We start from the raw sequence: 24709 nt of genomic DNA, 5'->3' as shown, positions 1-24709 counted from the left end.
TCGGGGCGAACCGGCCCGTCGTGTCCGGCCGTACGAAACCGCCTGATCCGCCGGTTTCCGGCAGCGGATCGTGCGACTGCTTGTGCTGTCTCTGCTACTTCTGCTCGGCGTCCTGAGCGGCCTTCTTCGCCGCGGCCTTGCGTGCCGGTGCCTTCTTCTGCGCCGACTCGGAGTTCGTCTCCAGCACGACCGGGGCCGCGGCCTTCGGCGCGTCGGTGCCCGCCACGGCGGACTTCGTCGCCGCGCTCTGCGGCTCGGTCGCCACGACAGGCTCGGTCGCCACGACAGGCTCCGTCGCCACGACCGGCTCGGTCGCCACGGCGGGCTCCGTCGCCACGGCGGGCTTCGGCTCCGGGTCGGGCTCGACGGCGATGGCGATCTCGTTGATCTCCTCGGCCGCCTCGCCGCGCCAGCCCTTCACGGTCTGCTCGCCGTGCTCGGCGACCTTCTCGTACGCCTCACGGGCCTTGACCGCGTACTCAGCGGCCACGCCCACGCCCCGCAGCGCGAGGTCCTGGGCCGTCTCGCCCAGCTTCTTCAGGTCCGTGTCGAAGGAACCGACGACCTCGGTGAACTTCGACTGGAGGGTGACCTGCGCCTCCTTGGCCTGCGAGGTCACCTTCTCCTGCACGGCCTTGGGGTCGGTCCGGCGGACCTTCTCGAAGCGCTCGGGCGCCTCCTCGGCCAGCTTCTTGGCCTGCTGGACGGCGAGGTCCGCCGTACCGGCGACGAAGTAGAGGGGGGTCGGGTCGGCGAGGGTCTTGCGCAGGTCATCGCTGATGGCCATAACTGTGGTCCTCCCGGATCGCGTCATTGTGAGGGTGGTACGTCATCACTGCGGGCGTCACGCGTGTCCGCGGCGCCCGTCGCACCCGGCACCGCATCCCCGTCCTCAGCCACGGCCACGACGTCGGCCACGGCCTGCGCCGCGCTCTCCGCGGCGTTCTCCTTGCGGAAGGACTCGTAGATCTGCAGCAGTACCTGCTTCTGCCGCTCGTTGAGCGAGGGGTCGGCCAGGATGACGGCGCGCGTCTCCAGCTCGTCCCGTTCCTTCTCGTCTAGGATTCCGGCCTGCACGTACAGCGTCTCGGCGGAGATCCGCAGCGCTTTCGCGAGCTGCTGGAGGATGTCCGCGCTGGGCTTGCGCAGGCCGCGTTCGATCTGGCTGAGGTACGGATTGGACACCCCGGCGGCATCGGCGAGCTGGCGCAAGGACAGCTGCGCGTTGCGCCGCTGCTCGCGCAGGTACTCCCCGAGGTTGCCGACGTTCAGTGATGCCATGCCTCCGAGGATGCACCCGGCTTGCTAACTTTTGCAAGCACCTGCTTGCAAAAGTGCTACACGCCACGTGGTGGCGGTTCGCGACGGATGGCCGGTGCCGTCCGTTTCCAGTGCTTGCGAGGGGTTCCGCGGGATCCGTTCGGGCGCAACGAAGTCTCCCGAGGGGCAGTGGGCCGAGCTACGGGCGTCGCGCGACGAAGACGAACTCCTTGCCCGGCCGGTCAGGGGCGTCGCGTACGTCCTCCACCGCGAACCCCTGCGCGACCAGTTCCGTCCCGACCTCCTGCCGCTCGCGGAAGCGCAAGGTGGAGTCCGAGGTCAGCACCTCCCCGTCGGCAGCGAACACGTAGGTCCAGCGGAACGTCACCAGCGGCTCGCTCACCTCGATCACCTGCACCCAGCTCTCTACGGCGCCGACCTCCGGAATCTCCGTCACGCGATAGGAGGCTTCGCGGTGCCACTCCTCCCAGGCGCGTGCGGCTGGATCCCGGGTTTCGAACACCAGCCGACCGCCGGGCCGTAGCGCCTCGTATCCGCCACGCAAGGTCCGGCGCCATGCCTGCGGATCGATGATCTGCTGGGCGGCGTTCGCCGTCATGGTTGCCAGGTCGGCTCGCATCGCCGGAAGTGCCGTGGCGTCGCCACAGATCCAGTGCACTCGCTCACTGCCCGGTTTGGCTCGGGCCATGTCGATGGACGCTTGGGCGGGATCGACACCCACGACCTCGATCTCGCGTTCGGCCAGCAGAAGCGCGAACACGCCTGTTCCACAGCCGATGTCCAGCACCTGACGTGCCCCGAACTCCTCCGTCATCCGGACGTACGCGTCGAGATCGCTGCGATCGAGGTCGAGTGGGTCGTAGATCGCGGCGAGCCGTGGGTGCCCGAAACACTCGTCAGACATGCAGCCGAAGGTAGGGGCTACTGGGCTGGAGCGCCTACTTTTTTCGCCGCAGGCCGGCGTTCTTCGACCGTCGGCAGGACCGCATGGCCGCGCCCTTCGACCACCAGCAGGACCGCACGCCCGCCCCCTCCACGCAGCGGTTAAATCAGTCGACAGGCGGAGCAGCGGGACATTGTGATGGTTCCTGCTGTCCGCCACACGGAGCGGACCGAGCGCAGGAGTCGTCTTGGCAACCGCGAGAGCCAGGGACATTCGGCCGGAGATCGATACCGCACTCGTCAGACGACTGGTGGACACCCAGTTCCCGCAGTGGGCGGGACTGCCTCTTCGCCCCTTCGTTCCGGCCGGCTCCGATCACGTGATTCACCGGCTGGGCGAAGAGCTGGCCGTTCGGCTGCCCCGGCACGCCGGGGCCATCGGTCAGGCCCGGAAGGAGTTCCGGTGGCTGCCGCGGCTCGCCCCGCACCTCCCTCTGGCCATTCCGGTGCCGGTGGCCGTGGGCGAACCCGGCTTCGGCTACCCGTGGCCGTGGGCGGTGTCCCGCTGGGTGCAGGGCGAGGTGGCGACCGCGGACGCCCTGGCCGACTCCACCGGTGTCGCCACCGAATTGGCCTGTTTTCTACGGGCCTTGCAGCGGTTCGCACTCCACGACCTTCCGTCCGGTACCGCCCGCGAAGGTCTCTCCGGCTGGTCGTTGGCCGGCCGCGACCGCGCGACGCGGTCCGCCATCGCCGAGGTCGACGGCGTCTTCGACGGCACGGCGATGACGGAGCTGTGGGACGCCGCCATGGGTGCCCCCGCATGGGATCGTCCACCGGTCTGGTTCCACGGTGACTTCCACACGGGCAACCTGCTGACCGTGGACGGCCGCCTCAGCGCCGTCATCGACTTCGGCGGGCTCGGCATCGGTGACCCGGCGTGCGACCTGATGATCGCCTTCACCCTCATGACGCCGGGCAGCCGGACCGCCTTCCGCGACACGCTCGGCGTGGACGACGCCACCTGGCTGCGGGGCCGCGGCTGGGCCATGGCCACCGGCCTGAACGCCTACACCTCCTACGCCGCCGTCGACCCTCGGGTGGCCACGCAGACCGCCCGGCAGATCAACGAAGCCCTCATGGGCTAGAGGGGGTGTCTCGTAGGTGCCTCGGGATGTTTCGGGATGCCTCGGGGTGCCTCGGGGTGCCTCCGCGGTCCGGGTCTCACTGCCCTCGGATCCCCGTCTCTCCGCGCGCTCGTGGTCCCACGTCCGCGCACTACACCGCCGTTGCGAGTGCCGCACGCCAGACCGGGCTGTCCACGTAGTGGTTGTCGTACAGCTCGGAGGAGTCCTTGATCTCCTGCGGGTCCGCCTCGCCGCGCATCACACGGCCGAGCAGACGGAGGTAGTCGAAACGGGGCATGCCGGGGGTGAAGACGAAGAGGACGTCGGCGGTCGCCCCGGGGGCGGCCGCGAACGCGTGCGGGGTGTGCGGAGGGACGAGGAGGAAGTCGCCCTCGCTCAGGGTCTGGACCTCTTCGTCCACCAGGACCTGGAGGGAGCCGCCGATGACGAAGAAGAGCTCGGAGGCGCGGGTGTGGAAGTGGGCAGGGGCGCCCACCGCTCCGGCCGCGAAGGTCGAGCGGTAGCTGGTGATCGTGCTGCCGTCGGTTCCGCAGTCGGCCAGGAGGGTCATGACGCTGCTCGGGTCGCTGGCCGTCTCGGCGGTGGCGGCACGGGTGAGGACGGGCGCGGCGGAGAAGTCGGAGGGGGCGGCGGGCGCGGCGGAGAAGTCGGAGGGGGCGGCGGGGGCGAGGGGCGCGGGGGTGTTGGTCATGAGTGACTCCCTGCTGGTGGAGGGCGGTTCCGGCCGTTGCCGTCGCCTCGTGGGATCCACCCTATGCAGCCAAGTGGCCCACCCCTTGGGCCACTTACGGCACCCAGCGGTGGGCCACTTCTCAGGCGGTCGCATCGGTCCGCCCGCCGCTCGCCCCCTCCGGTCGCACCGCCTCCAGGTACTCCGCGATCGCGTCCCGGTTCCGCGTGAGGCACTCCACGCGGGCCGTCATCCGCTCCAGCTCCGCCTCCAGCGTCGACAGCATCTCCGGGGTGGCGTCCGGGAAGTGGATGGTGCGGGGTTTGTCGAGGCAGGGCAGAATCTGCTTGATGATGCGGGTCGGCAGTCCGGCGTCCAGCAGGCCCCGGATCTGGACGACGCGGTCGACGAAGCGTTCGTCGTACTCGCGGTAGCCGTTCGCGGCTCGACGGGCGGCGATGAGGCCCTGATCCTCGTAGTAACGCAGCATCCTGCGGGGCGTGTTGGTCCGCTCCGACAGCTCACCGATCCGCATGTGGCCCACCTCACCCCAAGCCGCGTTGACCTTCACATCGATGTGAGGGTCCGAACATACCGGCATGCGAACCCATATCCAGCAGCAGCCGCCCGAGAGTCCGAGGACCACCACTGCTGTACGGCGCAGTCCACTTCCCTTGAGTGCACTGCTCGCCCTGGCCACCGCTGTCTTCGTCACCAGCCTTACCGAGACCCTGCCCGCCGGGCTGCTGCCCGCGATGAGCGCCGACCTCGGGGTCAGCCAGGCCGCCACCGGCCAGACCGTCACGGTGTACGCGATCGGCACCGCCCTCACCGCGATCCCGTTGACCGCGGCGACCGCGACCTGGCGGCGCAAGCGCCTGCTGCTGACGGCGATGGCGGGCTTCGCCGTCGCCAACACCGTCACCGCGCTGTCCACCGACTTCGTCCTCACCATGACCGCCCGCTTCGCCGCCGGCGTCGCCGCGGGCCTGGCCTGGGCCCTGCTCGCCGGGTACGCCCGCCGGATGGCTCCCGCGCATCTCCAGGGCAAGGCGCTCGCGATCGCCATGGCGGGCATTCCGGTCGCCCTGTCGCTGGGCGTGCCGACGGGCACGTACCTCGGCAAGGTCCTGACCTGGGAGGCCGCGTTCCTCGTCATGACGGCGCTGACCGTTGCTCTGCTGGCCTGGATCGCGGCCGGCGTCCCGGACTATCCCGGGGCCGCAAAGAACACACGGACCGCGAAGACCGCACGGACCGCGCAGAGCGCACGGACCTCAAGTACCGCACCGACCGGTGACGCCGACAGCCCCAGCGGTACTGGGGGCCTCTGCGGTACCGGTAGCCCCAGCGGGACCGAGGGCCTCAGCGGGACCGGGAGGCCCGGTGGCACCACGGGCCCCGGCTGCACCGCCGGTGCCGGGGTGCAGGGAGTGCTGGGCGTCCTCCGCGTCCCCGGCGTGGTCCCGGTCCTCTTCGTCACCCTTGTCTTCGTCCTCGCGCACACCGTCCTCTACACATTCGTCGCCCCGTTCCTCACCGAGCTGGGCATGGGCGACTCCGTCGACGTGGTCCTCCTGGTCTTCGGCGCGGCGTCACTGCTGAGCATCTGGATCGTGGGCGCGCGGATCAACCGCCGCCTCCGCGCCCTGATGATCGCCAGCACGCTGCTCATCGCGGTCGCCGCCTCGCTGCTGGCACTCCTCAACGGCAGCACTGCGGCGGTGTACGCGGCGGTCGCGCTGTGGGGCCTGGGCTGGGGCGGCGCGCCGACCCTCCTCCAGACCGCCGCGGGCGACGCAGCCGGCACGGCGGGACACGCGGCGGCGGACGCCACCCAGGCCATGCTGGTCACCCTCTGGAACGCGGCCATGGCGGCCGGCGGCGTCGTCGGCGGCCTCCTGCTCGGAGTTCTCGGTTCGGCGTCCATCCCGTGGAGCGTGCTCGCCCTCCTGGTCCCGGTCCTGCTCGCAGTGCTCGCCGCCAGGTCCCACGGCTTCCCCGAGCGGCGCACGGCCGCAGCCGGTTGAGCAGCGCCGTCCAACTGCCGCGAACACCCCCGAGCCGGACCCGGACCTCCCACGGCGGACCTTCGGGCCGACGGCGGACCTTCCGGCCAGCGGCGGACCTTCCGGACCCGGCCCGCGCAGTCACCGCCGACCCCAAGTCCTCACCGAACCCACAGCCCTCGTCGAACCCACAGCACCCGCCGCGCACACGGCAGTTCCGCTGCCCCAACGCCGTTGCTCACCACGATGGGGTCCGTTAGCGTCCCGTCATGGACACGCCCCAGCCCCGTTACCTGTATCTCGCCCGGCATGCCGAGGCCAACAGCGACGAGTCCGCGCTCACCGACGCGGGGCGCCGTCAGGCCGTCCTCCTCGGGGAACGCTTGCGGGACGTGCCGCTGGCCGCGATCCACCACGGGCCGCTGGCCCGCGCCACGCAGACGGCGCGGCTGATCGCGGAGCAACGGGCCGACGATATCGAGCCGTTGGTGTCGGAGGCTGCCGGGGACTACGTACCGTACGAGCCGACGCGGGAGGACCTGGTCGGTGGCGGAGTGGACGCCGACCGCTACCTGGACTTCGTGGCGCAGTTCCCGCCCGCCGAACGGGCTGCCGGGCCGCAATTGGCCGCTCGCGCGCTGAAGTTGTTCACGGGCACGGTCGACGGGAACGAGCCCCGGCACGAACTGGTCGTCACCCACAACTTCCTCGGCGGGTGGTTCCTGCGTGCGGCGTACGACGCGCCGGCCTGGCGATGGCTCGGCATCAACCTGGCGAACGCGGCACTGACCGTCATCCGCTACGCCCCGGGTCGGCCCGCCTCCGTACTGGTCTTCAACGACATGGGTCACCTGCCCGTCGGGCTGCGCTGGACGGGACTGCCGCCGGAGTCACGGGTCTGAGGCCGCCCGGCACGTCAGCCACAGGCCACAGGGAGCCGAGGCCGCCCGGCACGTCAGCCACAGAGGGCCGAGGCCGCCCGGCACGTCAGCCACAGAGGGCCGAGGCCGCCCGGCCCGACCGGGCGGGGGACGCCGCAGAGCCGACGGCCGCAGCGGAAGCGCGGGACGCCACGGAGCCGACATCCGCAGCGGACCCAACGGAAGCGGCGGAAGCGGCGGGAGCGGCGGAAGCGGCGGAATCGGGAACGAGGGAAGCGGCGGAAGCCGCGGGAGCGAAAACACCGTAAGCGGCGGGACCGGGAACGCCGGAATCGGCCGGAGCAGGCGAGGGCCCCGACGCCACGATCCTGCTCGGTCGTACCGTTCGCGCCCGGCCGCCCGCCGAGGCCCGTACCGCGGTCCAGGCCGCGACCGCGGTTCCCACCGACAGCAGCACCGCGAAGACCAGCATCACCGGCTGCCGCCCGAAGTGGTTCGCCGCGAGACCGAACAGCACCGAAGGCGCCCCCATCCCCACGTACGCGACCACGAAGAACACCGCGAGCACCCCCGCCCGCGAGGTCGGGGCGGCGGCGGCTGCCGTCCGGTCCACGCTCGCCTTGAACAGGAGTCCGGAGCCCGACCCGGACAGCACCGCGGCGAGCAGGAGCAGGGCGAGCGACGGGACGTACAGGGTCACCGCCGTCAGACCCAGGCCCAGCGGGAACAGCAGTGCGCCCAGCCTCAGCAGGCCCACCACCGGCAGCCGCCCCAGCAGCAGTTGCGCGAGCACCGAGGCGCCGAACACCACGAACGTCACCGTGCCCGCGACCAGCGGCGACGTGCTCCCCAGGTCCTGCCGGACGATGACCGCGCCCAGCGCGGAGAAGAGGCCGGTCGCCGCGAAGGCGAAGAAGCCGGTGGCGGCAGCCGCCGCGAAGACCGGACGGGCTCCCTCCCGCAGCGCGAAGCGGGCGGGCCGGGTGCCGGAGACCTGCGCCGTGTCGACCGTCTCGGGGGCCGCGAGCACCAGGACCAGCAGCACCAGCATGACGGCGCCGAACAGCACGAACGGGGTGACCAGCGGCGACCCGGACCACTGCGCCAGCACCCCGACGAGCAGCGGGCCGAGCGCCAGCCCGCCGAGGTTGGACACGGTGGCGACCAGGCCGGGGGTCGTCGACAGCGGCTGCCCCGGGTGCGCCCGGTGCCAGAGGTCCATGAGGTACGCGGTCGCCGTCGAAGCCATCAGACCCACCGCCAGGCCGGTCAGCAGCCGGGCGGTCAGCAGCCCCGGCAGTCCCGGCCACAGGACCAGCAAAGAAGCGGCCGCGACGTCCGTGAGCAGGGCGGGAACGATGATGCGGCGACGGCCCCAGCGGTCGGAGAGGTGGCCGAGCCCGAGAAAGCCGACCGCGGCGCCGACCACCATGATCGCGAAGGCGAGGGTGACGGTGGTCGCGCCGAAGCCGTCCCGGTCCTGGTAGAGCGGCCACAACGGCGTCGGGGCGGTGCCGAACGCCATCAGGACCGCGAAGGCGACCGCGACGAACCAGAATCCGGTGCGGGGCGAGACACCCCTGCGCCGGGCGTGACCGGCGGCGCCGCTGGTACCGGAGGTACGGGCGGTGCCGGAGGCACGGGCGGTGTCGGGGGCGAGGGTGGTGCGGGAGGCGCGGGCAGGACCGGCGGTCCGTGTGTCGGGGGCGGGCGGCGTCGTCGTGTTCATGTCTGTGTCAACGGTCCGCGTCTTCCCTCCCTTACCAGCTCTTGAGCATCAGATGGAGATACTCAACATCTCCCACAGAGATAGTTGATGCGACACTGTACGCATGGAACTCCGTCACCTCCGCCACTTCGTCGCCCTCGCCGAGGAACGCAGCTTCACCCGGGCCGCCGCCCGCGAGCTGATCGTCCAGTCCGGGCTTTCCTCGTCCGTGCGGGCCCTGGAGAAGGAGGTCGGGGCGCTGCTGTTCGTACGGGGGACCCGTCCCGTACGCCTCACCACCGAGGGCGAGGCGCTGCTGCCGGCCGCCCGTCGCACCCTGGACGCCGCGGACACGGCGCTCCAGGCGGTACGGGACGTGCACGGCGGCCTTACCGGGCGGCTGCGCATCGGCGCGTACCAGGCCAGCCGTCACCTGGTGCCGCTCGCCGCCTGGCTGTCCTGCTTCGTACGGGAGCACCCGGGCCTGGACATCGAGGTGCGGCAGTTCCCGGCCACCGAGATGATCAGCATGGTCGCGGACGGTGAACTGGACTGCGCACTGGCCGCCGCGCCGGACCGGGCCAGGACGGCCGCACTGCTGGACGTCGTCGAGCTGGTCACGGAACCTTTCGTACTGGCCTGCCCGCCGGACCACCCGCTCGCGGCCCGCGACGAGGTCCCGTTGCCCCTCCTCGACGGCGAACGCTTCGTCGAGACGCACAGCCGGTGGACCGGCCGCCTGCTCACCGACGCGTACTTCGCGGAGGCCGGCCTGACGCGGCGGATCGTGTGCGAGGTGAGCGAATGGGCGATGGTCAGCGACCTGGTCGCGGCGGGCCTCGGCGTCGCCTTCGTCCCGGCGAGCCTGAGCCGCGACCTCCTCCCCCTCCCGGACCTGCCCCTGCGCTTCCTCCCCCTGACCGGCAACACGACGTCCGTCCGCCTGGAACGCCGGGTGGACCTCCTCCTCCCCCGCGGGCAGGGCCTGAACACGGCGACGCGGAGGTTCGCGGAACACGTACAGCGGGAGGTCGAGGCGGCTGCGCACATGACGAGTTGACCGTCCCGGTGCCTGTGCTCGCGCGCTGTTCAGCCGCGCCGGTCCGCCTGCGCGATCCCGTCCCGCAGCTGACCGAACGCGAACTCCGCCGCCTGCACCGCTCCCGGACACACCGCGTCGGCGCTCTCCCCCGCGTCCTCGATCCGACGCCAGTTCTCCTCGGCGAGGGTGCGCAGCACGACCCCGATCTGGCCGGCTGCCAACCGCGCCCGTACGTCGGGGCCCTCGTCCCCGCCCAGCGCGGCGGCGAGCGCGGCGTCCGCGCGCCGGGTGTACGTGTGCAGCCGCGCCACGAGGCTCTCCGTGCCGTACAACATCCGCTGGTAGGCGAGCACTTCGGGGTGGTCGCACAGCCCGGTGATCGGGTCCCGCTCCGCGAGTCCCCGCAGGAAGTGTCGCTCCAGTGCGTCGAGCGGGCCGATCCCCTGCGCCCGCCCCGCCCTCACCACCCGCGCCGACTCGTCCTCGTGGTCGGCGAACCGGTGCAGCGCGAGGTCCTCCTTGGCCGGGAAGTACCGGAACAGCGTCGGCTTGGACACCTCCGCGGCAGCCGCCACCTCGGCCACCGACACGGCGTCGAACCCGCGCTCCAGGAAGAGCCGAATCGCGGCCTCGGAGATCGCGGCGTACGTCCGCCGCTTCTTCAGCTCGCGCAGGCCGCCGAGGGCGGGGGGCGCAGGGGAGGGTGGGGACTGACTCACGACGGCCATCCTAGGCGGGCAGCCGTACCCGAGCGGGGTCTGCGCCTCAAGGGGGCGGTGGGCCTGCACGTCGGGAAGCAGCGGGTTCCGTCCTGTCACGGGAACGGCGGGCAGACCGGCGTCGCGGCCGGCTCCATCATCCCGTCGAAGTGTTCGACCCACTGATGGACGGTCTCGTCGGCCTCCGCCGCGCCTTCTTCGCGCGGTCGGACACAGGGGTTGGCGTCGAAGCTTCTGGGCTCGGACTTCGCTGCACTCGCTGGAGTTGCCGATCGCGGTCCGGCCACTCGGTCGCGACGCGCTCGCAGGCCACGGACGCTGCGCAAGCAGGTGTTTCAACCAGCCGCTCCCCGCACGGCGACGCTCGGGTTCTCATGTTCGCCTCGGGGTAGCGCAAGGGCCAGGTACGGGTTCGCGAGCCGAGCGTTGCGCAGCCCCAGCGCGGCGGTGGCCGCGCTGAGGGTCATGGAGTACGAGGCGACTGCCCGCCGCACGTTGGGGGCGTCCAGGCTCGCGCCCGTCACCAGGCGGTCGAGGTCCACGTAGGCGGAGCGGACGAGCTCGATCCAGCGGTAGGTGCGGACGTCCCGCTGCCAACCCTCGACGTAGCGGGGGTCCCGTGCAGCGAGCAGGCGCACCCAGCGCGTCATCATGCGCTGCCGGATCTCGGTGGTGTGCGGTGTCAGGTGCAGATGGCGGACCAGATCGTAGAGCGGATCGCCGCATACAGCCATCTCCCAGTCGATGATGGCCAGTTGTCCCGGAGTGCCGCATCGGACCAGATTCCAGGGGTTGAGGTCGCCGTGCAGCAGGACCGGGGTCCGATCGGTGCCGTGGAAGCGGTCGTCGAGGATCTGCTTGAGCCGCCACGCCGCCGGCAGCCCAAGCACGGTGGCCAGTCGCTGGGACTCCTTGGGGAGCCCCTCGACGATCTCCACCAGCCGGTCGTTCAGCCAGCGGTAGAAGCCGCCCGCCGTCGCCTTGGGCATCAGGCCGTCGGTCCTGACATCCGCGAGGGCGGCGAGCTGATCGATCAGGTTGTCCGCCTCCGGCAGTCGCAGTCCGTTCACCGGGTGCTCGGGCGGCCCGGTCGGGTCCCCCTCGTAGGAGTGGATGGCGAAGTCGTCCGAGGGTGCGTTCGTGCCCAGCGCCAGCACCCTGGGCGCCCGCACGGCCGTCGAGCCCTCCAGCGCCCTCAGTACCCGCGTCTCGTCGTTGAAGCAGCGCTCTCTGCGGTCGGCGCAGGGCAGCTTGCGCCGCACCACCACCGTCAGATCCGCACTGCTCACGTGGACGACGGTGTTCAGGTGGCCCGTGCCCTTGAAGACCTGGTGGGACGGGGCCGCGCCCTCCGCCCTGAGCACCTCGTTGACCGCCGACACGGAGAAGTCCTGGGGGCCGGGCTGCTGGCTTCCTCCTCTCACCCAGTACGCGGACGGCCACTGCGTCTCCCCGTCGCACCGCCCCCTCGCCAGATGCCATCTGCGGAGGATCCGGACGATCTCCGAGAGGTCAGGCGCACTGCCCAGCCGCAGAGGCCCCCGCGCCGCGATCAGTGCCCGTTGCACCGAACGTGCGGCGTCTCCGAGGGCCGCCGGTTCCCGTAGGTCGCCCAGGGACCGCGCGGCACGCATCACGTCCGGGTAGACGGACTGGGCCCACTCGAAGTCCAGGTAGTGGCGCAGGTCCACCTCCATGCCGTTGGCCGCATCCGGACGGGTTCTGCTCATGGCCCGAAGCCATGCCTGCTTCACCTGGTCCCGCTGGTGCGCGGGGTACTTCATCCGTACGAGATGGGTGGCAAGGTCGTGCAACGGGTCCCCGTAGCACGCGAGTTCCCAGTCCACGAAGATCAACGGCGGATCGCCGTGATACGAGACGATCACGTTGTCGCGGTGCAGGTCGGTGTGCAGCAGGCTGAACGGACGGCGCACCATCGGAGGCACCCGGTCCGCAAAGTCCAGCATCGCGTTCTCGGGAATGCCGAGGGCCGCGAAGAGACCTCCGAACTCGTTCCAGTTGGCCTGACGCACGTCGCGGTCGGTGACTGTGGCGAGGGTGCGCAGGAACGCCCTGCTCTGTCCGTCGCGCGGCCAGCGGCTCGGCAGTGCGGGCAGGTCCTCCTTGCGTACCTCGACCATCTGCGCCAGCAGCCCCACCAGCGCCTCGATCAGTCGGGAGTCGACCGGCTTGCCGTTCTGGCAGACGCTGGACAACGGGACGCCCTCCACGTAGCTGTGCACCGCGGAGTGCCCGTTCTTGGCCAGACACTGCGGCACGTGGGGCAGCACCCCTGTGAGCGCATCGAGGATCTGCGACTCGTCCTGCCAGGTCCGGATGACCACCGGAAGCGCCTCGGGTGCCCGCAGCCGCACGGTCACGCGGGTTCCGGGAAGTCGGCCCACCAGGCGTGCCATGGGCTCGCTCAGCGAGACCATGAAGTTCCGGTTGTGGAAACCACGAGTCATCTCCCCGGTGCGGATCGCAGCAGCGACGAAGGCGTCGTACACGTGCACCGCGCTCGGCTTCGGTGCGGCCGGCTCGGCTGCCAGGCGCGTGGGCGCGGCGAGTTTCGGCGCAGGGGACGTCGATGTCCGGAGCACGGCCACGGGGCGACTCTCCACAAACCGATCAGGTGAATGACGGGGCAACAGGAGGGGCCACCCTAGTTGTCCGTTCCGGCACACGACCGCGGAACGGCCCATCCGGCACATCGGGTGTCCGCCAATGAGATGAATCGCTGGCCCGGTGGCAGGCACACCTGCCCGAGCGCCTCTCAGACATACGGATTCGGCGCTTCCGAGCAGGACGGGTTCAGACCGTCAGGAGCTCCCAGAGGGAATCGAACCACTCCTGAGAGGCGTCGACGAAGAGCGACCCCACCGAACGCGCGTCGTCGTCCTTGACGTAACGGAAGAGGGAGGCTCGCAGGCCGAGCACGTCGATGGTGTCCAGTTCCTCGCCGTCGTCCAGTTCGATCCGGCGCTCGACTATCTTGTAGAAGCCCTGGAGCGCCGTCTCTCCATTGAACAGGTACAGCTTGGAGTGCGGAGTCAGCGGCACTCTCTTGATCTCCACCGACACCTCCGGCACCAGACGTTCTCTGCGCAGACCGTCCAGGCCGGCCGTGATCCACCGGCTGTGCAGAGAGCTGAGTTCATGCATGCGCTGCGCCAGCCTCGGGTCCGCGCCACCGCCCTTGAGGGTCGGATACGGCAAGGACATCTGTTCGTCGGGGAGCAGCAGCCGCACCGCGATGCGGCTGGGCCGGATCTCACCCTCGCGCACGCGCCGCACCTGTGCGCTGAGGTGCGTGCTCAGGGTCTCAGCGGTCAGACTGAACACGTCGAGGGTGACGACATCGGCGAGGAACGCGGCGTTCACGACGGTCCGCAGCAGGCCCGGCCCCTGGACCACCGAGTGGATGCGCTGCACCTTCACGACCTTCGTCCCGCTCCCCTGCCGGGGTTCGATCCACCCTTCGCTGACCAGTTCCCTCACCACGCGCCGAATCGTGTCCCGGGACACCTCGTAGCGCTCGGCCAGATCGCGCTGCGGCGGAAGCAGTGAGCCGACCGTGTATGTACCGTCGGACATGGCCGTGCGCAGCGCTGCCGCGACACGTTGGAACGCCTCTCCGCCGCCTTCTCCACCCGGGGGATTCGTCACAGCGAGTACGTACCACTTCCGAACGCGCACCAATCCAACTGCCCTGCCCGACAGGCTGGTTGGAGCAATCGGGTTAGTGGATCAGCACAGATGGGGACCAGCCGGTCAGGCCAATCAGTCCAATTGGGGGACTGATCCGCCGAGGAGGGCAGCCCTTTCATGCACATACTCCCGTTCCTTCAGATGTTGGCCGATGCGTTCGCCGAGTCCCACGAGGGGCAGATCTTCGTCCTCGGCGCCGTGACTGCGCTGTTCGTCATGAACCGCAAGACCCCCTGAGGACGCCCAGCACCTCTTTCAACGACTCCACCACCGCCTCCGCTCCCGCCTCCCGCAACCGCTTCACTCTGCACCCGTTCTTCGCATAGCCGAGAAAAGCGACGCCCGCACGCCGAGCGGCGTGCAGGTCGGACGGGGTGTCGCCGATCATCAGGGACTCGGCAGGATCGACGTCGAGGGCACCCAGGGCGCGGTTGAGACAGTCCGGGTCCGGTTTGAGGAGGTCGAGATCGGTGGTGCGGCCGTAGATGTGGCGGTCGAAGCAGCGCGTCAGGCCGCGGCGTCGAACGTAACGTGCCGCGACGACCGGCGAGTTGTTGGTGGTGATGGCCAGGGCGACACCCCGGAGCGACCACTCGCGTATCAGGTCGTCGACGTGGGGTGTCGGCGCGGCGGAGTCCACTGCTCTCAACTCCTCGTCGGTCAAAGCCTGTTCGAGTTCGTTGACGAGACGCTCGTCCGGGTGGGTGGAACCGATCAGCCGGAGTACGGCGTGCGGGTCCTGCCGCTCGCTCTCGTCCAGCGGTACGTCCAAATCCCGCTCCGCCAGCCAGGCGATCAGCCGGTCGGCTATGTGGTGTGCCCGGTGGCTTGCGAAGAGGCCGCAGATCGGTCCGTCGAAGTCGAAGAGGACGCAGGTCGCGCCCGTGATCAGGCGTTCCGTCCGCGCGGCCACGGCGACGGCCTGCCCGAGGTCTGTGGTGTCTGGGGTCATGAGGAGAGTGTCAGGGGCGAACTGATGGTGTTCCAGAGTGCGTCGAACCAGTTTGCGGACTGTTCGACGAACGCCTCGTCGCGCGCCCCCGCCCGTCCCTCGAAGCCGAAGAGGACCGACTCGGTGCCCAGCGCGTCGTACATCTCCATGTTGGCCTCCTCGAACTGCTCCTCCCGCTTGGTGACCCGGTAGTACGCGAAGTGCGCCTCGACGCCGTTCAGGACGTACAGCTTCAGGGGCGGAGTGAAGGGGAGCGCCCGGAAGGCCACCGTGACGTCGATTCCGTGCGAACGGCGCAGGTTGAGCAGGTTGTGCTTGAGGACGTGCCCCTGGGCGTTGCGCTGCTCCAGCCAGCGCCGGTGGATGCGCCCCTCCTCGTCCTCCTCCACGCCTCTGGGGAACGCGAGCTCGATGTTCCGGGCGGGCAACAGGATGCGGGCGGTGACGGAGCGGGGGGCGATGCGGTTCTCGTGGACCAGACGCAGCGGCTCGGCCAGCGCCAGCATCAGGGACTCCGCGGTGAGGCTGAGCGCGTCGATGCGTACGTCCTCGGCCGCGAACGCCTCCGTGATGCGTGGCCCCAGCGCGCTCACCGTCGGCTGGGGCAGCCCGGAGGCGGCGTCGGCGCCCGCCGCCAGGGGGCTCGTTTCGGCCACCCGGGCGGGGGCGCCGCGGCCCGCGGGGGTGAGCAGGCCCTCGTCGTGGAGGATGCGCAATGCCTGGCGGATCGTGCCGCGTTCCACGCAGAACTCCTCGGCCAGCCGGGACTGCGTCGGCATGTGGTCGCCGGCCTTCAGCTCGCCCTTGCGGATGCGTTCGCGCAGGGTGTCGGCCACTTCCCGGTGCGAGCGCTTTCCGGCGTTCCTCACGATGCTCTCCTGACTCACCCCTCAACGCTACAACTGACAGCCATCCGACGGGAGTTGTTGGCGAGTTGTTTTGAAGTTGTTTATGGATCGCAACCAAGTGGGGAGAACTTGGATTGAGTTGGTCGGCCTTCTGGCCCACGCTTTCGAGGCAGCGTCGCCTCCCCGTCGAGCACCGTCGCCCCGAGGGAGGGACCCCGTGCCTGCTCTGCTGCTGCTCTCCGCCGCCGTCGTCCTCGGCTTCGAGAAGTTCGTCGACTGGCGCTACGGAGCCCCGGGCGCGATCGGCGTCCTGCTGGTCTGCATCGGCGTCAAGGCCAGGAGCCCGGCCTGTGCCGGGGTCGGCGCGACCGTCCTCGCCCTCCAGGTGATCGGGCCGGGCGTCACCTGACGGCACGGGCGCCTCACAGGCCGCCCGCCAGCGTCAGTTCCCGGCTGATCGTGTTCCAGATCGCGTCGAACCAGAGCTGCGACTGCTCCACGAACGACCCGTCCCGCCGGCTGCCCGCGTCCTGGTCGAACGGGAAGAGCATCGACCGCGTACCCAGCGTGTCGTACATCTCCAGCGGCTCGTGGTCGTCGAACTGCTCCTCCTGCCTGGTGATCATGTAGTACGCGAAGAGCGCTTCCGACCCGTTGAGCAGGTACAGCTTGACGGGCGGTGTGAACGGCAGCGCCCGGAAGGTGATGTCCACGTCGATGCCGTGCGTACGGCGCAGGTTGCGCAGGTTGTGCCGCAGCACCTGCCCCTGGGCGTTGCGCTGCGAGAGCCAGCGGTCGTGCAGCCGCTCGTCGCTGCCGTCCGCCACCGGGGTGGGGAATGCCAGGTCGATGTTCCGGCTCGGCAGCAGTACCCGTACGGTCACCTCGGCCGGCCTGAGGCGGCCCTCGTGGATGAGCCGCAACGGCTCGCCGAACGCCAGCGTCAGCGACCCCGCGGTCAGGCACAGGGCGTCGATCCGCACGTGCGGGGACTTGAACGCCTCCGTGACCCGCGACGCCAGCGCGACCATGGTCGGCTGCGGGGACGCGGCGGGCCTGGCGAGCGCGGCGGGCGCGTCGTCGGCGACCGTGGCGGGCGAACCCTTGGTCACGTCGACGAGCAGCCCTTCCTCCTGGAGGGTACGCAGCGCCCGGCGGACCGTGCCGCGCTCGACTCCGAACTCCGCGGCCAGCTGGGCCTGTGTCGGCATCCGGTCGCCGGGGCGGAGCTGCCCGGCCCTGATTCGGGCCCGCAGCGCTTCGGCCACCTCACGGGGCGACCTTTTCGTGCCGTTCACGGCTGCGCCAGCAGTGCTCACAACCAGAACACTACAACTTCACGCCATCCAACGGGAGTTGTCGGCAGCGCTGGTTAAAAGTTCTTGAGTCGTGGGGACAACTTAGACAGAGTTGGTCACCAACTTCGCGTAGATGGTCGAACTCGTCGCTTCCCGTCCCAACTGGACTCCGCAGCGGCTCGACCGGCTTTCGAAGCGCGCTTGTTGGCGGCAGGCTCACCCATCTCGGTTCAAAGGAGTGATCCCCATGCCGTTCCTCGCGCTCCTCGCCCTCGGCGCCTACTTCGTGGGCGAAATGATCGAAGGCCGCTTCGGACTCCTCGGCGTCGCCGCCGTCGGCTTCCTCTCCGTCGGGGTCAAGACGAAGAACACCGCCTGCCTCAGCATCGGCACCGTCGCCCTGGTCATACTCGGCCAGTCCGCGATGCCGTGACGGAACCCCCCGCCCCCGCACGCCCCCCTCACCGGCCCGCACGGGTCCCACCGGCCCGTACGCCCCCGTCGGCCGCACGCGCTCCCCCGTCGGCCGCACGACCTCCGGCCCAAGGCACCTCGCCACACCCCGCCACCTCGCCACACCCCGCCACATCCGCCGCCCCGCCCCACGACCCCGTCGGGACGTCAGAACACGTCCGGGCACCAAGGGCTGCGCGACGTCAGGAACAGTGCGTCCACCCGGGCCGCCGCCCCGGTGTGCTCCTCGTGCACCTGACCCAGCGCCGCCAGCCGCACCGCCGACCGTCCGCCGAGACAGAGCGCACCCAACTCCCGTACGTCGAGTGTCAGTTCAGCAGCGTCGGACGTGGGTACGCACTGCGCCGCCCCCGTCGCGGACACCTCCAGCCGGAACCGACCGGCGGCGAGCCCCAGCCGGTCCTCGACCTCCAGCACGACCGTCCCGGCCCTCTCGTACGTCCGCGCCTCCAGCGCCCGCACGACGTCCAGGACCCGCACCCACAGCCAGTCCGCCCGCGTCACCGGCCGCGCCGCGCGGGGGTCCGGCAGCAGGTCGGGCAGCAGGTCGTCCGGCGCGCGGTAGCCGGTGCGCACCTTCGCCACCCAGTCGATCGAGCACAGGTAGTGCCACAGGGCGCGCTCGGCCTCCGGGGTCGTCGCGATCAGGTCCTTCACCTGCACCGTGTTCAACGGCTGCTTGGCATCGCCCCACGTGTCGTCCGCCCGGTACTTGACCAGGCCCTCGATCTGTCCGCCGGCCGCCTCGGACGCCCGGTAGACGGCGAAGAAGGCCGCCTTGTACGGGTCGTAGCTGTACTGGACGAGACCGGTCTGCCGCTCCCACCAGCCCGCGCTCCGGTCGACCGCGCCCGGCTGCGCCGCCCGGAACCGCTCGTGCAGCTCCGGCCCGGCCTTCCGCACGTCGGCCGCGTCGACGAGGTCGATGCGACCGCCGCAGTCCGGCCCCGCCCACCTCTTGTCGAGCCCGGTGCGGTGCACGTCGATCTCCCACTCGGCGGTCGAGGTCGCGTGCCCGAAGCCGTACCGCCCGTAGATCGGGTACTCGGCCGCGATCAGCGTCGCGAGCGCCTCGCCGCGTTCCTTCGCCTCCGCGAGGTCCGCACGGATCATCCGGCCGAGCAGCCCGCGCCGACGGTGCGTGGGCGACACGGCGACGCTGGTGACCGCGTTCGTCGCCACCGAACCCCCGCCGGGGACGGTGAGCTGCTGCGCGAAGGAACGGTACGTCGCCACGCACCTCCCCGCGTCGAACGCGCCCTTCGTCCGGGCCAGGTCGGTCTGCGACCGGCGCAGCTCCACGTCCGCGTCGGTGGCCTGTTCGGCCGTCAGGAACCCGACCCCCAGGGCGCGCCCCCAGTCCTCGAACTCGGCCTCGGCGACCGGTCGTACCTCGACGTCCGTGCCGGCCCCGCTGCCGGCCTGATCTCCCGCGTGAGCACTCATGCGTCCACGCTAAGCAGGTCGCCCTCAGAATGTCGCGCGGATTTCGCCGACCCTCACCGGTCCGCCGAACAACGGCGCCTCGCCGATCCGCGTCACCGGCGCACCCTCGACTCCGAGCATGCCCAGCGCCCTGGCCAGCACCGGTCCGAGCGCCCGAGTGGCCCCGTCGTCGATCTTGAAGGCGAGGGCCCGGCCGTCCGGCAGCGCCACCGCCTGCACCGCTTCCGCACCCATCTTCGACAGCACGCCCGGCACCTCCCGCATCAGCCAGGTGTCCGGCCGCCGCGTCCCCGCCACGTACTCCGGGTGCGCCCGCATGGCGTCCGCGACCCGGCGCTCCGGGCTGCCCTCCTCGGCGAGGACGAAGTACCGGAAGGCCCGCGCGAGACCGGTCAGGCCGATCGCCATCAGCGGCGCCCCGCAGCCGTCCGTGCCGACCGCCGTGACCTTCTCCCCGCTCGCCCGCTCCACGCACTCCAGAACCAGCCGCTGGAGGGGATGCGCCGGATCCAGGTAACTGCCCGTGTCCCACCCGTTGATCCGGCAGGCCGCGATCATCGCCGTGTGCTTGCCCGAGCAGTTCATGGTGATCCGCTCGCGGACGTGCCCGGCCGCCAGGTACGCCTCGGCCTCGACCGGGTCCAGCGGCAGGTCGGGGGGCGTCTGGAGGTCGTCCTCCGCCAGCCCGTACTCGCTGAGCATCGTGCGTACGAGCTCCAGGTGGAAGCCCTCGCCGGAGTGGCTCGCCGCGGCCAGCGCCAGGCGCTCGCCCGAGAGGTCGAGCCCGGCCCGCAGCAGGGCGGCGGCCTGCATCGGCTTGTTGCTGGAGCGGGGGAAGACCGGCGAGGTCACGTCCCCGAGGGCCGTCTGCACGCTTCCGTCGGCCGCCAGCACGACCAGCGAGCCCCGGTGGTGGCCCTCGACGAAGCCGGATCGGACGACTTCGGCGAGAACCGGGGGTATGACGGTGGGGGCGGTGCTGGGAGCGGTGGTCATGGGTCGAATCGGCCTTCCGGACGCGGGGACCGGCCCCGCGAAACCCCGGGATCACCGGTCGCGGCCTCGACGGAGCAGGTCAGTGGAGCAGATCGTCTACTTGTGCTTCACCTTCACGGTACCTGCGGGCGATCTCGGCGCTGCACTCGTCCGCGGTGCGCTGGAGCTGCTGACGCTGCCCGGAAACCTGCTGCTCGTAGCCGATGAGCCGGCGCATTCCCGCGTGCAGTTCTTCGTCCGTCCGGGCGTCGAGGTCGGACAGCTCGACCTCCGCGAGCATGTCGGCCGCCAGCCGCCGGTACTGCTCGCTGCGCGGCGTCGACAGCGTCACGTGCCGGGCGGAGGACCGGTGGCTGGACGGGCTGTCCGCGAGGATCTCCGACAGCCGCTCCACCACCGGCGACTGCGGACCGCCCCGGCGGCCCAGCTCGGCGCGCAGGATGTCGATGCGGCCGTGCAGCAGCCGGCGTACGTAACTGAGGTCCGCCTCGTCGCGCTGCGCGTCCCTGCGCAGGGTACGCAGCTCGGGCAGGCCCAGCGCGCCGAGGTCGGGCCGCGAGTGCGACGGGAGCACGGGCGGCACGCCCCGTGGGGTGCGTGGTGCGGGCGCCCGCCCCGCGTCCCCCGACGTCCTCAGGTGTGCCAGCTGCATCGGTACGGGACCGGACCTTCGTCCGGCGCCAGAAGTGCTCATCTATTTCCGTCCCCTCGAACGGTGCGGCGCACCGCCTCGCTCCGCATCGTGCCACTCCTTGCCCTGCCGACGCAGGCACACTGCACCCGTATGGCCCTTGCGTACGGGAAGCCGCCGACGGGGGGCATCATGGTCGCCATGCGAGCTGTGGTGCAGAGAGTGGACGGCGCGAGCGTCGTCGTCGGCGGCGAGACGGTCGGCGAGATCGTGGGCGAGGGCCTGTGTGTCCTGGTGGGAGTGACACACGGGGACACTCCGGACAAGGCGGCGCAACTCGCGCGCAAGCTGTGGTCGGTACGCATCCTGGACGGCGAGAAGTCCTGTTCCGACGTGGACGCCCCGCTCCTGGTGATCTCGCAATTCACCCTGTACGGGGACGCCCGGAAGGGCCGCCGCCCCACCTGGAACGCCGCTGCCCCCGGCGAGGTCGCCGAACCCCTGGTGGACGAGGTCGTCGCGCAGCTCCGTGCCCTGGGCGCGACGGTGCGGACGGGCAGCTTCGGCGCGGAGATGCGGGTCTCGCTGACGAACAACGGGCCGTTCACGGTCCTGCTGGACATCTGAGGCGTACGGGAGGACGAGGCGTACGGCGGGACCCCCGCCGCCCAGGGCCCCCGCCGCACAGGACGGGACCCCTCCACGTACGGACAGGCCCCGCCTCTACCGGGGGCCGCTACCGCCGGCCCTACGGCTCGACCACGACCTCCTGCGCCGCCGCCGTGTCCCCCGCCATCAGTTCGGCGTCCACCGCGACGTTCCGCTTGACCAGGGCCAGCGCGATGGGACCCAGCTCGTGGTGGCGTACGGAGGTCGTCACGAAGCCGATCTGCCGGCCCTCGGGCCCGTCGGCGGCCAGCCGCACCGGCGTTCCCGTCGGCGGCAGCAGCACCTCGCTCCCGTCCAGGTGCAGGAACACCAGGCGACGCGGCGGCTTCCCCAGGTTCTGCACCCGGGCGACGGTCTCCTGACCCCGGTAGCACCCCTTCTGCAAGTGCACCGCGCTGCCGATCCAGCCCAGCTCGTGCGGGATGGTCCGGTGGTCGGTCTCGAACCCGAGCCGCGGCCGGTGCCCCTCGACGCGCAGCGCCTCGTACGCCAGCACGCCCGCGGCGGGCCCGTACCCGGCCGCGTACTCCTCCAGCCGGTCCCGGGGCAGGAACAGGTCCCGTCCGTGCGCGGTCTCCCGGACGACGATGTCCTCCGGTACCTGCGCGATGGAACCGGCGGGCAGCCACACCAGGGCGAAGTCCGCGGTCCGGTCCGCCACTTCGACCCGGTAGAAGAACTTCATGCTCTCCAGATACGCGATCAGGTCGCCCTGCGTACCGGGCTCCACTTGGATCCAGGTGGTCTCCCCGTCGTCGACCAGGTACAGGGCGTGCTCCACGTGCCCGTTGGCGGTCAGCACCAGCGCTTCGGTGGCCCGGCCCGCGGGCAGCTCGACGACGTGCTGGGTGATCAGGAGGTGCAGCCAGCTCAGCCGGTCGGATCCGGTCACCGTGATGACGCCCCGGTGCGAGAGGTCGACGAAACCCGACCCGTCGGCCAGCGCGCGCTGCTCGCGGAACAGATCGCCGTAGTGCGCGGCGACGCCTTCGTCACGGCCCTCGGCGGCGACGGCTCCGGGCAGGGAAAGGAGAGGGCTCTTCATAACAGCCCAGCCTACGACTCCGCGCCGGACTCCTTCTCGGCCGCGCAGGCCGCGCACCTGCCAAAGATCGCGAAGTGCTTCATATCGGTCTCGAACCCGAACTCGCCGCGCAGCTTCGCGATGAACTCCCCGGCGACCTCGACGTCCGCCTCGATGACGTGCGAGCAGTCCCGGCAGACCAGGTGGAGGTGGTGGTGCCGGGCCGCGAGGTGGTAGGTGGGCGCACCGTGGCCCAGGTGCGCGTGGCTGACGAGGCCGAGCTCCTCCAGCAGCTCAAGGGTGCGGTAGACCGTGGAGATGTTGACCCCGGAGGCGGTCCTGCGCACTTCCCCGAGGATCTCGTCGGGCGACGCGTGCTCCAGCGCGTCCACGGCTTCGAGGACGAGCTGCCGCTGCGGCGTCAGCCGGTAGCCGCGCTGCCGCAGGTCACTTTTCCAGTCGGTGCTCACCACGCCGCCCAGTGTAGGCAGCGCGGTGGGCATCCGTCCGTACTCACGCCCGCCCGCCCGCTCAGCGGAAGAAGGCGATCCCGTCGTCGGGCAGGTCCGGGAGGTTCTTGGCCATGGCCTCGACCTCCTCGGGGGTGACGGTCTTCTTGAGGTGCGCCGACATGTACGGGCGCAGCTCGACCTCGGGGGTGGCCTTCTCGCCGACCCACATCAGGTCGCTCTTCACGTAGCCGTAGAGGCGCTTGCCGCCGGTGTACGGGCCGGAGGCGGCCGTGCGGGCCACCGCGTCCGTGACCAGGTCGATCTGCGGCTTCTGGTGGGCCAGCTCGCCGTACCAGATCTCGACGACGCCGGTGTCGCGGGTCATGACGACCTCGACCTTGCGGTCCTTGTCGATGCGCCAGAAGCCGGACTCGGTCTCCAGCGGCTTCACCTTTTCGCCCTCGGCGTCGAGGATCCAGGAGTGCGAGACGTACTCCAGGAAGTCACGGCCGTCGTGGCTGAAGGTGACTTCCTGGCCGAAGTTGGCCTTCTCCTCGCCGGGGAAGTCGGTGACACCCGCGCCCGTCCACTTCCCGAGGAGGAAGACGAGGGGGACGAGGTCCGGGTGGAGGTCGGACGGGATCTCGATCATGAGTGACTCAGGCGATCTGTGTGAGGGGTGGCGGCGGCCGGCTGCGCGAGTGGCTAGCGCTGGCCCTGGTAGAGCTTCTTCACGGCCAGTCCGGTGAAGGCGAGGACGCCGATGCAGACCAGAACCAGCAGGGCGGAGAAGAATGCCTCAAGCACGAGGTGCTCCTTGCGATGAGCGAGGTGTGAGTTACGGGCCGGGCCCCAGCTTAGACGGCCGGGGCCCGGCGCTCTCTGTGAGGTGGGCCGGTGGGGGCAGGGCCGCGCGGGCGCGGGCCCCGCGGTCGGGCAGGGGCGGGACGCGCGGGTGCGGGGCGTGGGCGCGGCGGAACGGGGGCGGGGGGCGCGGGTGCGGGGCCGGGCGGGTCTAGGGTTCCACCCATGTCGAAGAAGCTCGTGATCAAGGTGACCGCCGGGGCCGACGCCCCGGAGCGGTGCTCGCAGGCGTTCACGGTGGCGGCGGTGGCCGTGGCCAGCGGCGTCGAGGTGTCGTTGTGGCTGACCGGGGAGGCGGCGTGGTTCGCGCTGCCGGGGAAGGCGGCGGAGTTCGAGCTGCCGCACGCGGCGCCGCTGCCGGAGCTGATCGAGTCCGTGCAGGCGGGCGGCACCCTGACCCTGTGCACCCAGTGCGCGGTACGGCGCAACATCACCGAGGACGACGTGCTGGACGGCGTACGGATCGCCGGGGCGCAGGTCTTCGTGAGCGAGGTCATGGCGGACGACGTACGGGCGCTCGTGTACTGAGGCAGGACCGGCCCGCGAAAAGGGGCACGGCGGGCCGGGAACGCGGAGACGGGCACGACGGGCCGTACCCGGCGCGGCCCCCCACCTGGCGCGAACGGGCCATGCCCGCGCGGCCCCCTCACCCTGGCGCGGGCGGACCCTGCCCGGCGCGGGCGGGCCGTATCCGGCGCGGCCTTGCCCACCCGGCGCGGGCGGACCACGTTCGGCGCAGCGTGCCGTGCCCGGCGCGGCGTGCCCGGCGCGGGCAGACCATGTCCTGGTCAGCGGGCCCTGCCCGGCGTGGCCCCTCACCCCGGCGCGGGCGGGCCGTATCCGGCGCGGGTTTGCCTACCCGGCGCGGGCGGACCATGTCCTGGGCAGCGGGCCAGGCCCGGCGTGGCGGGCGGCGGGAGTGCAAGGCAGGAGGGCCGCACCCTTCGTCACAGGTATGGCGTCCAACCCCCTGTGGGTGCGGCCCTCCGGCCGGTTCATCGCGC

The 24709-nt window shown here is 71.0% G+C and carries 26 protein-coding genes; 8 read left to right on the top strand and 18 right to left on the bottom strand.

Features of this window, described 5'->3' with window-relative positions; translation table 11 throughout:
* Nucleotides 1–94: 94 nt before the first annotated feature.
* From ACQPZG_RS18875 to ACQPZG_RS18865, 3 genes are all read right to left on the bottom strand, one after another.
* A complete protein-coding gene (locus ACQPZG_RS18875; RefSeq protein ID WP_433546907.1) occupies nt 95–787 on the bottom strand; it encodes a hypothetical protein in 693 nt (230 codons plus the stop codon).
* Between the two features lie 23 nt (nt 788–810).
* On the bottom strand, nt 811–1281 hold the full coding sequence (locus ACQPZG_RS18870) for a helix-turn-helix domain-containing protein (RefSeq protein WP_433546906.1): 471 nt from the start codon (nt 1279–1281) through the stop codon (nt 811–813).
* Nucleotides 1282–1459: 178 nt separating this feature from the next.
* Nucleotides 1460–2185 carry a class I SAM-dependent methyltransferase gene (locus tag ACQPZG_RS18865; RefSeq protein WP_433546905.1) on the bottom strand — a complete coding sequence of 242 codons (726 nt, stop codon included), beginning with the start codon at nt 2183–2185 and terminating at the stop codon, nt 1460–1462.
* Between the two features lie 226 nt (nt 2186–2411).
* Between ACQPZG_RS18865 and ACQPZG_RS18860 the strand changes: the two genes are divergently transcribed.
* On the top strand, nt 2412–3311 hold the full coding sequence (locus ACQPZG_RS18860; protein ID WP_433546904.1) for an aminoglycoside phosphotransferase family protein: 900 nt from the start codon (nt 2412–2414) through the stop codon (nt 3309–3311).
* Nucleotides 3312–3441: 130 nt separating this feature from the next.
* Here the strand turns inward: ACQPZG_RS18860 and ACQPZG_RS18855 are convergent, their stop codons facing one another.
* On the bottom strand, nt 3442–4002 hold the full coding sequence (locus tag ACQPZG_RS18855; RefSeq protein ID WP_433546903.1) for a cupin domain-containing protein: 561 nt from the start codon (nt 4000–4002) through the stop codon (nt 3442–3444).
* 121 nt (nt 4003–4123) lie between these two features.
* A complete protein-coding gene (locus ACQPZG_RS18850) occupies nt 4124–4516 on the bottom strand; it encodes a MerR family transcriptional regulator (protein ID WP_433546902.1) in 393 nt (130 codons plus the stop codon).
* A 64-nt stretch (nt 4517–4580) separates the two neighbouring features.
* Here ACQPZG_RS18850 and ACQPZG_RS18845 point away from each other — a divergent pair, with 64 nt between their 5' ends.
* Nucleotides 4581–6011, top strand: coding sequence for an MFS transporter (locus ACQPZG_RS18845; RefSeq protein ID WP_433546901.1), 1431 nt, complete (start codon nt 4581–4583; stop codon nt 6009–6011).
* A 248-nt stretch (nt 6012–6259) separates the two neighbouring features.
* Nucleotides 6260–6892, top strand: coding sequence for a histidine phosphatase family protein (locus ACQPZG_RS18840; RefSeq protein ID WP_433546900.1), 633 nt, complete (start codon nt 6260–6262; stop codon nt 6890–6892).
* 85 nt (nt 6893–6977) lie between these two features.
* Here ACQPZG_RS18840 and ACQPZG_RS18835 read toward each other — a convergent pair whose 3' ends face one another.
* Nucleotides 6978–8600 (bottom strand): MFS transporter, encoded by a 1623-nt coding sequence (locus ACQPZG_RS18835; RefSeq protein ID WP_433546899.1) that lies wholly within the window; start codon nt 8598–8600, stop codon nt 6978–6980.
* Between the two features lie 103 nt (nt 8601–8703).
* Here ACQPZG_RS18835 and ACQPZG_RS18830 point away from each other — a divergent pair, with 103 nt between their 5' ends.
* Nucleotides 8704–9639, top strand: a complete 936-nt coding sequence (locus ACQPZG_RS18830; protein ID WP_433546898.1) for a LysR family transcriptional regulator — start codon at nt 8704–8706, stop codon at nt 9637–9639.
* Between the two features lie 29 nt (nt 9640–9668).
* Here ACQPZG_RS18830 and ACQPZG_RS18825 read toward each other — a convergent pair whose 3' ends face one another.
* From ACQPZG_RS18825 to ACQPZG_RS18805, 5 genes are all read right to left on the bottom strand, one after another.
* Complete coding sequence (locus ACQPZG_RS18825) at nt 9669–10340, bottom strand: TetR family transcriptional regulator (protein ID WP_433546897.1); 672 nt, start codon at nt 10338–10340, stop codon at nt 9669–9671.
* 335 nt (nt 10341–10675) lie between these two features.
* A complete protein-coding gene (locus ACQPZG_RS18820; RefSeq protein WP_433546896.1) occupies nt 10676–12949 on the bottom strand; it encodes a phosphotransferase in 2274 nt (757 codons plus the stop codon).
* A gap of 205 nt (nt 12950–13154) precedes the next feature.
* Nucleotides 13155–14009: a GntR family transcriptional regulator gene (locus tag ACQPZG_RS18815; RefSeq protein WP_433546895.1), complete on the bottom strand. Its 855-nt coding sequence runs from the start codon at nt 14007–14009 to the stop codon at nt 13155–13157.
* Nucleotides 14010–14265: 256 nt separating this feature from the next.
* A complete protein-coding gene (locus tag ACQPZG_RS18810) occupies nt 14266–15003 on the bottom strand; it encodes an HAD family hydrolase (protein ID WP_433546894.1) in 738 nt (245 codons plus the stop codon).
* On the bottom strand, nt 15000–15872 hold the full coding sequence (locus ACQPZG_RS18805) for a winged helix-turn-helix domain-containing protein (RefSeq protein WP_433546893.1): 873 nt from the start codon (nt 15870–15872) through the stop codon (nt 15000–15002). The genes ACQPZG_RS18810 and ACQPZG_RS18805 overlap by 4 nt, the downstream gene beginning before the upstream one ends.
* Nucleotides 15873–16068: 196 nt before the next feature.
* Here ACQPZG_RS18805 and ACQPZG_RS18800 point away from each other — a divergent pair, with 196 nt between their 5' ends.
* On the top strand, nt 16069–16260 hold the full coding sequence (locus tag ACQPZG_RS18800) for a hypothetical protein (RefSeq protein WP_433546892.1): 192 nt from the start codon (nt 16069–16071) through the stop codon (nt 16258–16260).
* Nucleotides 16261–16273: 13 nt separating this feature from the next.
* Here ACQPZG_RS18800 and ACQPZG_RS18795 read toward each other — a convergent pair whose 3' ends face one another.
* A complete protein-coding gene (locus ACQPZG_RS18795; RefSeq protein WP_433549459.1) occupies nt 16274–17176 on the bottom strand; it encodes a winged helix-turn-helix domain-containing protein in 903 nt (300 codons plus the stop codon).
* A 220-nt stretch (nt 17177–17396) separates the two neighbouring features.
* On the opposite strand from ACQPZG_RS18795, the gene ACQPZG_RS18790 reads away from it, so the two are divergent.
* Nucleotides 17397–17582 carry a hypothetical protein gene (locus ACQPZG_RS18790; RefSeq protein WP_185029456.1) on the top strand — a complete coding sequence of 62 codons (186 nt, stop codon included), beginning with the start codon at nt 17397–17399 and terminating at the stop codon, nt 17580–17582.
* A 188-nt stretch (nt 17583–17770) separates the two neighbouring features.
* Here ACQPZG_RS18790 and ACQPZG_RS18785 read toward each other — a convergent pair whose 3' ends face one another.
* From ACQPZG_RS18785 to ACQPZG_RS18775, 3 genes are all read right to left on the bottom strand, one after another.
* Nucleotides 17771–19069, bottom strand: a complete 1299-nt coding sequence (locus ACQPZG_RS18785) for a GNAT family N-acetyltransferase (RefSeq protein ID WP_433546891.1) — start codon at nt 19067–19069, stop codon at nt 17771–17773.
* Nucleotides 19070–19093: 24 nt separating this feature from the next.
* Entirely contained in the window at nt 19094–20065 is a 972-nt protein-coding gene (locus tag ACQPZG_RS18780) for an asparaginase (protein ID WP_433546890.1), read from the bottom strand.
* Between the two features lie 79 nt (nt 20066–20144).
* Nucleotides 20145–20759 (bottom strand): RsiG family protein, encoded by a 615-nt coding sequence (locus tag ACQPZG_RS18775; RefSeq protein ID WP_433546889.1) that lies wholly within the window; start codon nt 20757–20759, stop codon nt 20145–20147.
* A 138-nt stretch (nt 20760–20897) separates the two neighbouring features.
* Here ACQPZG_RS18775 and dtd point away from each other — a divergent pair, with 138 nt between their 5' ends.
* Nucleotides 20898–21323 carry a D-aminoacyl-tRNA deacylase gene (gene dtd, locus ACQPZG_RS18770; protein WP_433546888.1) on the top strand — a complete coding sequence of 142 codons (426 nt, stop codon included), beginning with the start codon at nt 20898–20900 and terminating at the stop codon, nt 21321–21323.
* Nucleotides 21324–21444: 121 nt separating this feature from the next.
* On the opposite strand, the gene ACQPZG_RS18765 is transcribed toward dtd, so the two are convergent.
* The 3 genes from ACQPZG_RS18765 to ACQPZG_RS18755 are packed head-to-tail and all read right to left on the bottom strand — an operon-like array spanning nt 21445 to nt 23493.
* Nucleotides 21445–22410 (bottom strand): YgfZ/GcvT domain-containing protein, encoded by a 966-nt coding sequence (locus ACQPZG_RS18765; protein ID WP_433546887.1) that lies wholly within the window; start codon nt 22408–22410, stop codon nt 21445–21447.
* An 11-nt stretch (nt 22411–22421) separates the two neighbouring features.
* Nucleotides 22422–22862 carry a Fur family transcriptional regulator gene (locus tag ACQPZG_RS18760; RefSeq protein WP_433546886.1) on the bottom strand — a complete coding sequence of 147 codons (441 nt, stop codon included), beginning with the start codon at nt 22860–22862 and terminating at the stop codon, nt 22422–22424.
* Between the two features lie 58 nt (nt 22863–22920).
* Nucleotides 22921–23493 (bottom strand): FABP family protein, encoded by a 573-nt coding sequence (locus tag ACQPZG_RS18755; protein WP_433546885.1) that lies wholly within the window; start codon nt 23491–23493, stop codon nt 22921–22923.
* Between the two features lie 377 nt (nt 23494–23870).
* On the opposite strand from ACQPZG_RS18755, the gene ACQPZG_RS18750 reads away from it, so the two are divergent.
* Nucleotides 23871–24233, top strand: coding sequence for a DsrE family protein (locus ACQPZG_RS18750; RefSeq protein ID WP_433546884.1), 363 nt, complete (start codon nt 23871–23873; stop codon nt 24231–24233).
* Nucleotides 24234–24709: the final 476 nt, after the last annotated feature.

The sequence above is a fragment of the Streptomyces sp. CA-294286 genome, assembly GCF_050947155.1.
Classification (GTDB): domain Bacteria; phylum Actinomycetota; class Actinomycetes; order Streptomycetales; family Streptomycetaceae; genus Streptomyces.
Note: the sequence above shows the minus strand (reverse complement) of the source record. Positions and strands in the feature narration are given on the sequence as shown.

Excerpts from the sequence above, each read along its gene's own strand:
- dtd (WP_433546888.1), top strand. The coding sequence starts at position 20,898 with ATGCGAGCTGTGGTGCAGAGAGTGGACGGCGCGAGCGTCGTCGTCGGC.
- ACQPZG_RS18835 (WP_433546899.1), bottom strand. The coding sequence starts at position 8,600 with ATGAACACGACGACGCCGCCCGCCCCCGACACACGGACCGCCGGTCCT.
- ACQPZG_RS18870 (WP_433546906.1), bottom strand. The coding sequence starts at position 1,281 with ATGGCATCACTGAACGTCGGCAACCTCGGGGAGTACCTGCGCGAGCAG.
- ACQPZG_RS18875 (WP_433546907.1), bottom strand. The coding sequence starts at position 787 with ATGGCCATCAGCGATGACCTGCGCAAGACCCTCGCCGACCCGACCCCC.
- ACQPZG_RS18865 (WP_433546905.1), bottom strand. The coding sequence starts at position 2,185 with ATGTCTGACGAGTGTTTCGGGCACCCACGGCTCGCCGCGATCTACGAC.
- ACQPZG_RS18775 (WP_433546889.1), bottom strand. The coding sequence starts at position 20,759 with ATGAGCACTTCTGGCGCCGGACGAAGGTCCGGTCCCGTACCGATGCAG.
- ACQPZG_RS18750 (WP_433546884.1), top strand. The coding sequence starts at position 23,871 with ATGTCGAAGAAGCTCGTGATCAAGGTGACCGCCGGGGCCGACGCCCCG.
- ACQPZG_RS18765 (WP_433546887.1), bottom strand. The coding sequence starts at position 22,410 with ATGAAGAGCCCTCTCCTTTCCCTGCCCGGAGCCGTCGCCGCCGAGGGC.
- ACQPZG_RS18850 (WP_433546902.1), bottom strand. The coding sequence starts at position 4,516 with ATGCGGATCGGTGAGCTGTCGGAGCGGACCAACACGCCCCGCAGGATG.
- ACQPZG_RS18790 (WP_185029456.1), top strand. The coding sequence starts at position 17,397 with ATGCCGTTCCTCGCGCTCCTCGCCCTCGGCGCCTACTTCGTGGGCGAA.
- ACQPZG_RS18755 (WP_433546885.1), bottom strand. The coding sequence starts at position 23,493 with ATGATCGAGATCCCGTCCGACCTCCACCCGGACCTCGTCCCCCTCGTC.
- ACQPZG_RS18840 (WP_433546900.1), top strand. The coding sequence starts at position 6,260 with ATGGACACGCCCCAGCCCCGTTACCTGTATCTCGCCCGGCATGCCGAG.
- ACQPZG_RS18810 (WP_433546894.1), bottom strand. The coding sequence starts at position 15,003 with ATGACCCCAGACACCACAGACCTCGGGCAGGCCGTCGCCGTGGCCGCG.
- ACQPZG_RS18855 (WP_433546903.1), bottom strand. The coding sequence starts at position 4,002 with ATGACCAACACCCCCGCGCCCCTCGCCCCCGCCGCCCCCTCCGACTTC.
- ACQPZG_RS18780 (WP_433546890.1), bottom strand. The coding sequence starts at position 20,065 with ATGACCACCGCTCCCAGCACCGCCCCCACCGTCATACCCCCGGTTCTC.
- ACQPZG_RS18830 (WP_433546898.1), top strand. The coding sequence starts at position 8,704 with ATGGAACTCCGTCACCTCCGCCACTTCGTCGCCCTCGCCGAGGAACGC.
- ACQPZG_RS18785 (WP_433546891.1), bottom strand. The coding sequence starts at position 19,069 with ATGAGTGCTCACGCGGGAGATCAGGCCGGCAGCGGGGCCGGCACGGAC.
- ACQPZG_RS18845 (WP_433546901.1), top strand. The coding sequence starts at position 4,581 with ATGCGAACCCATATCCAGCAGCAGCCGCCCGAGAGTCCGAGGACCACC.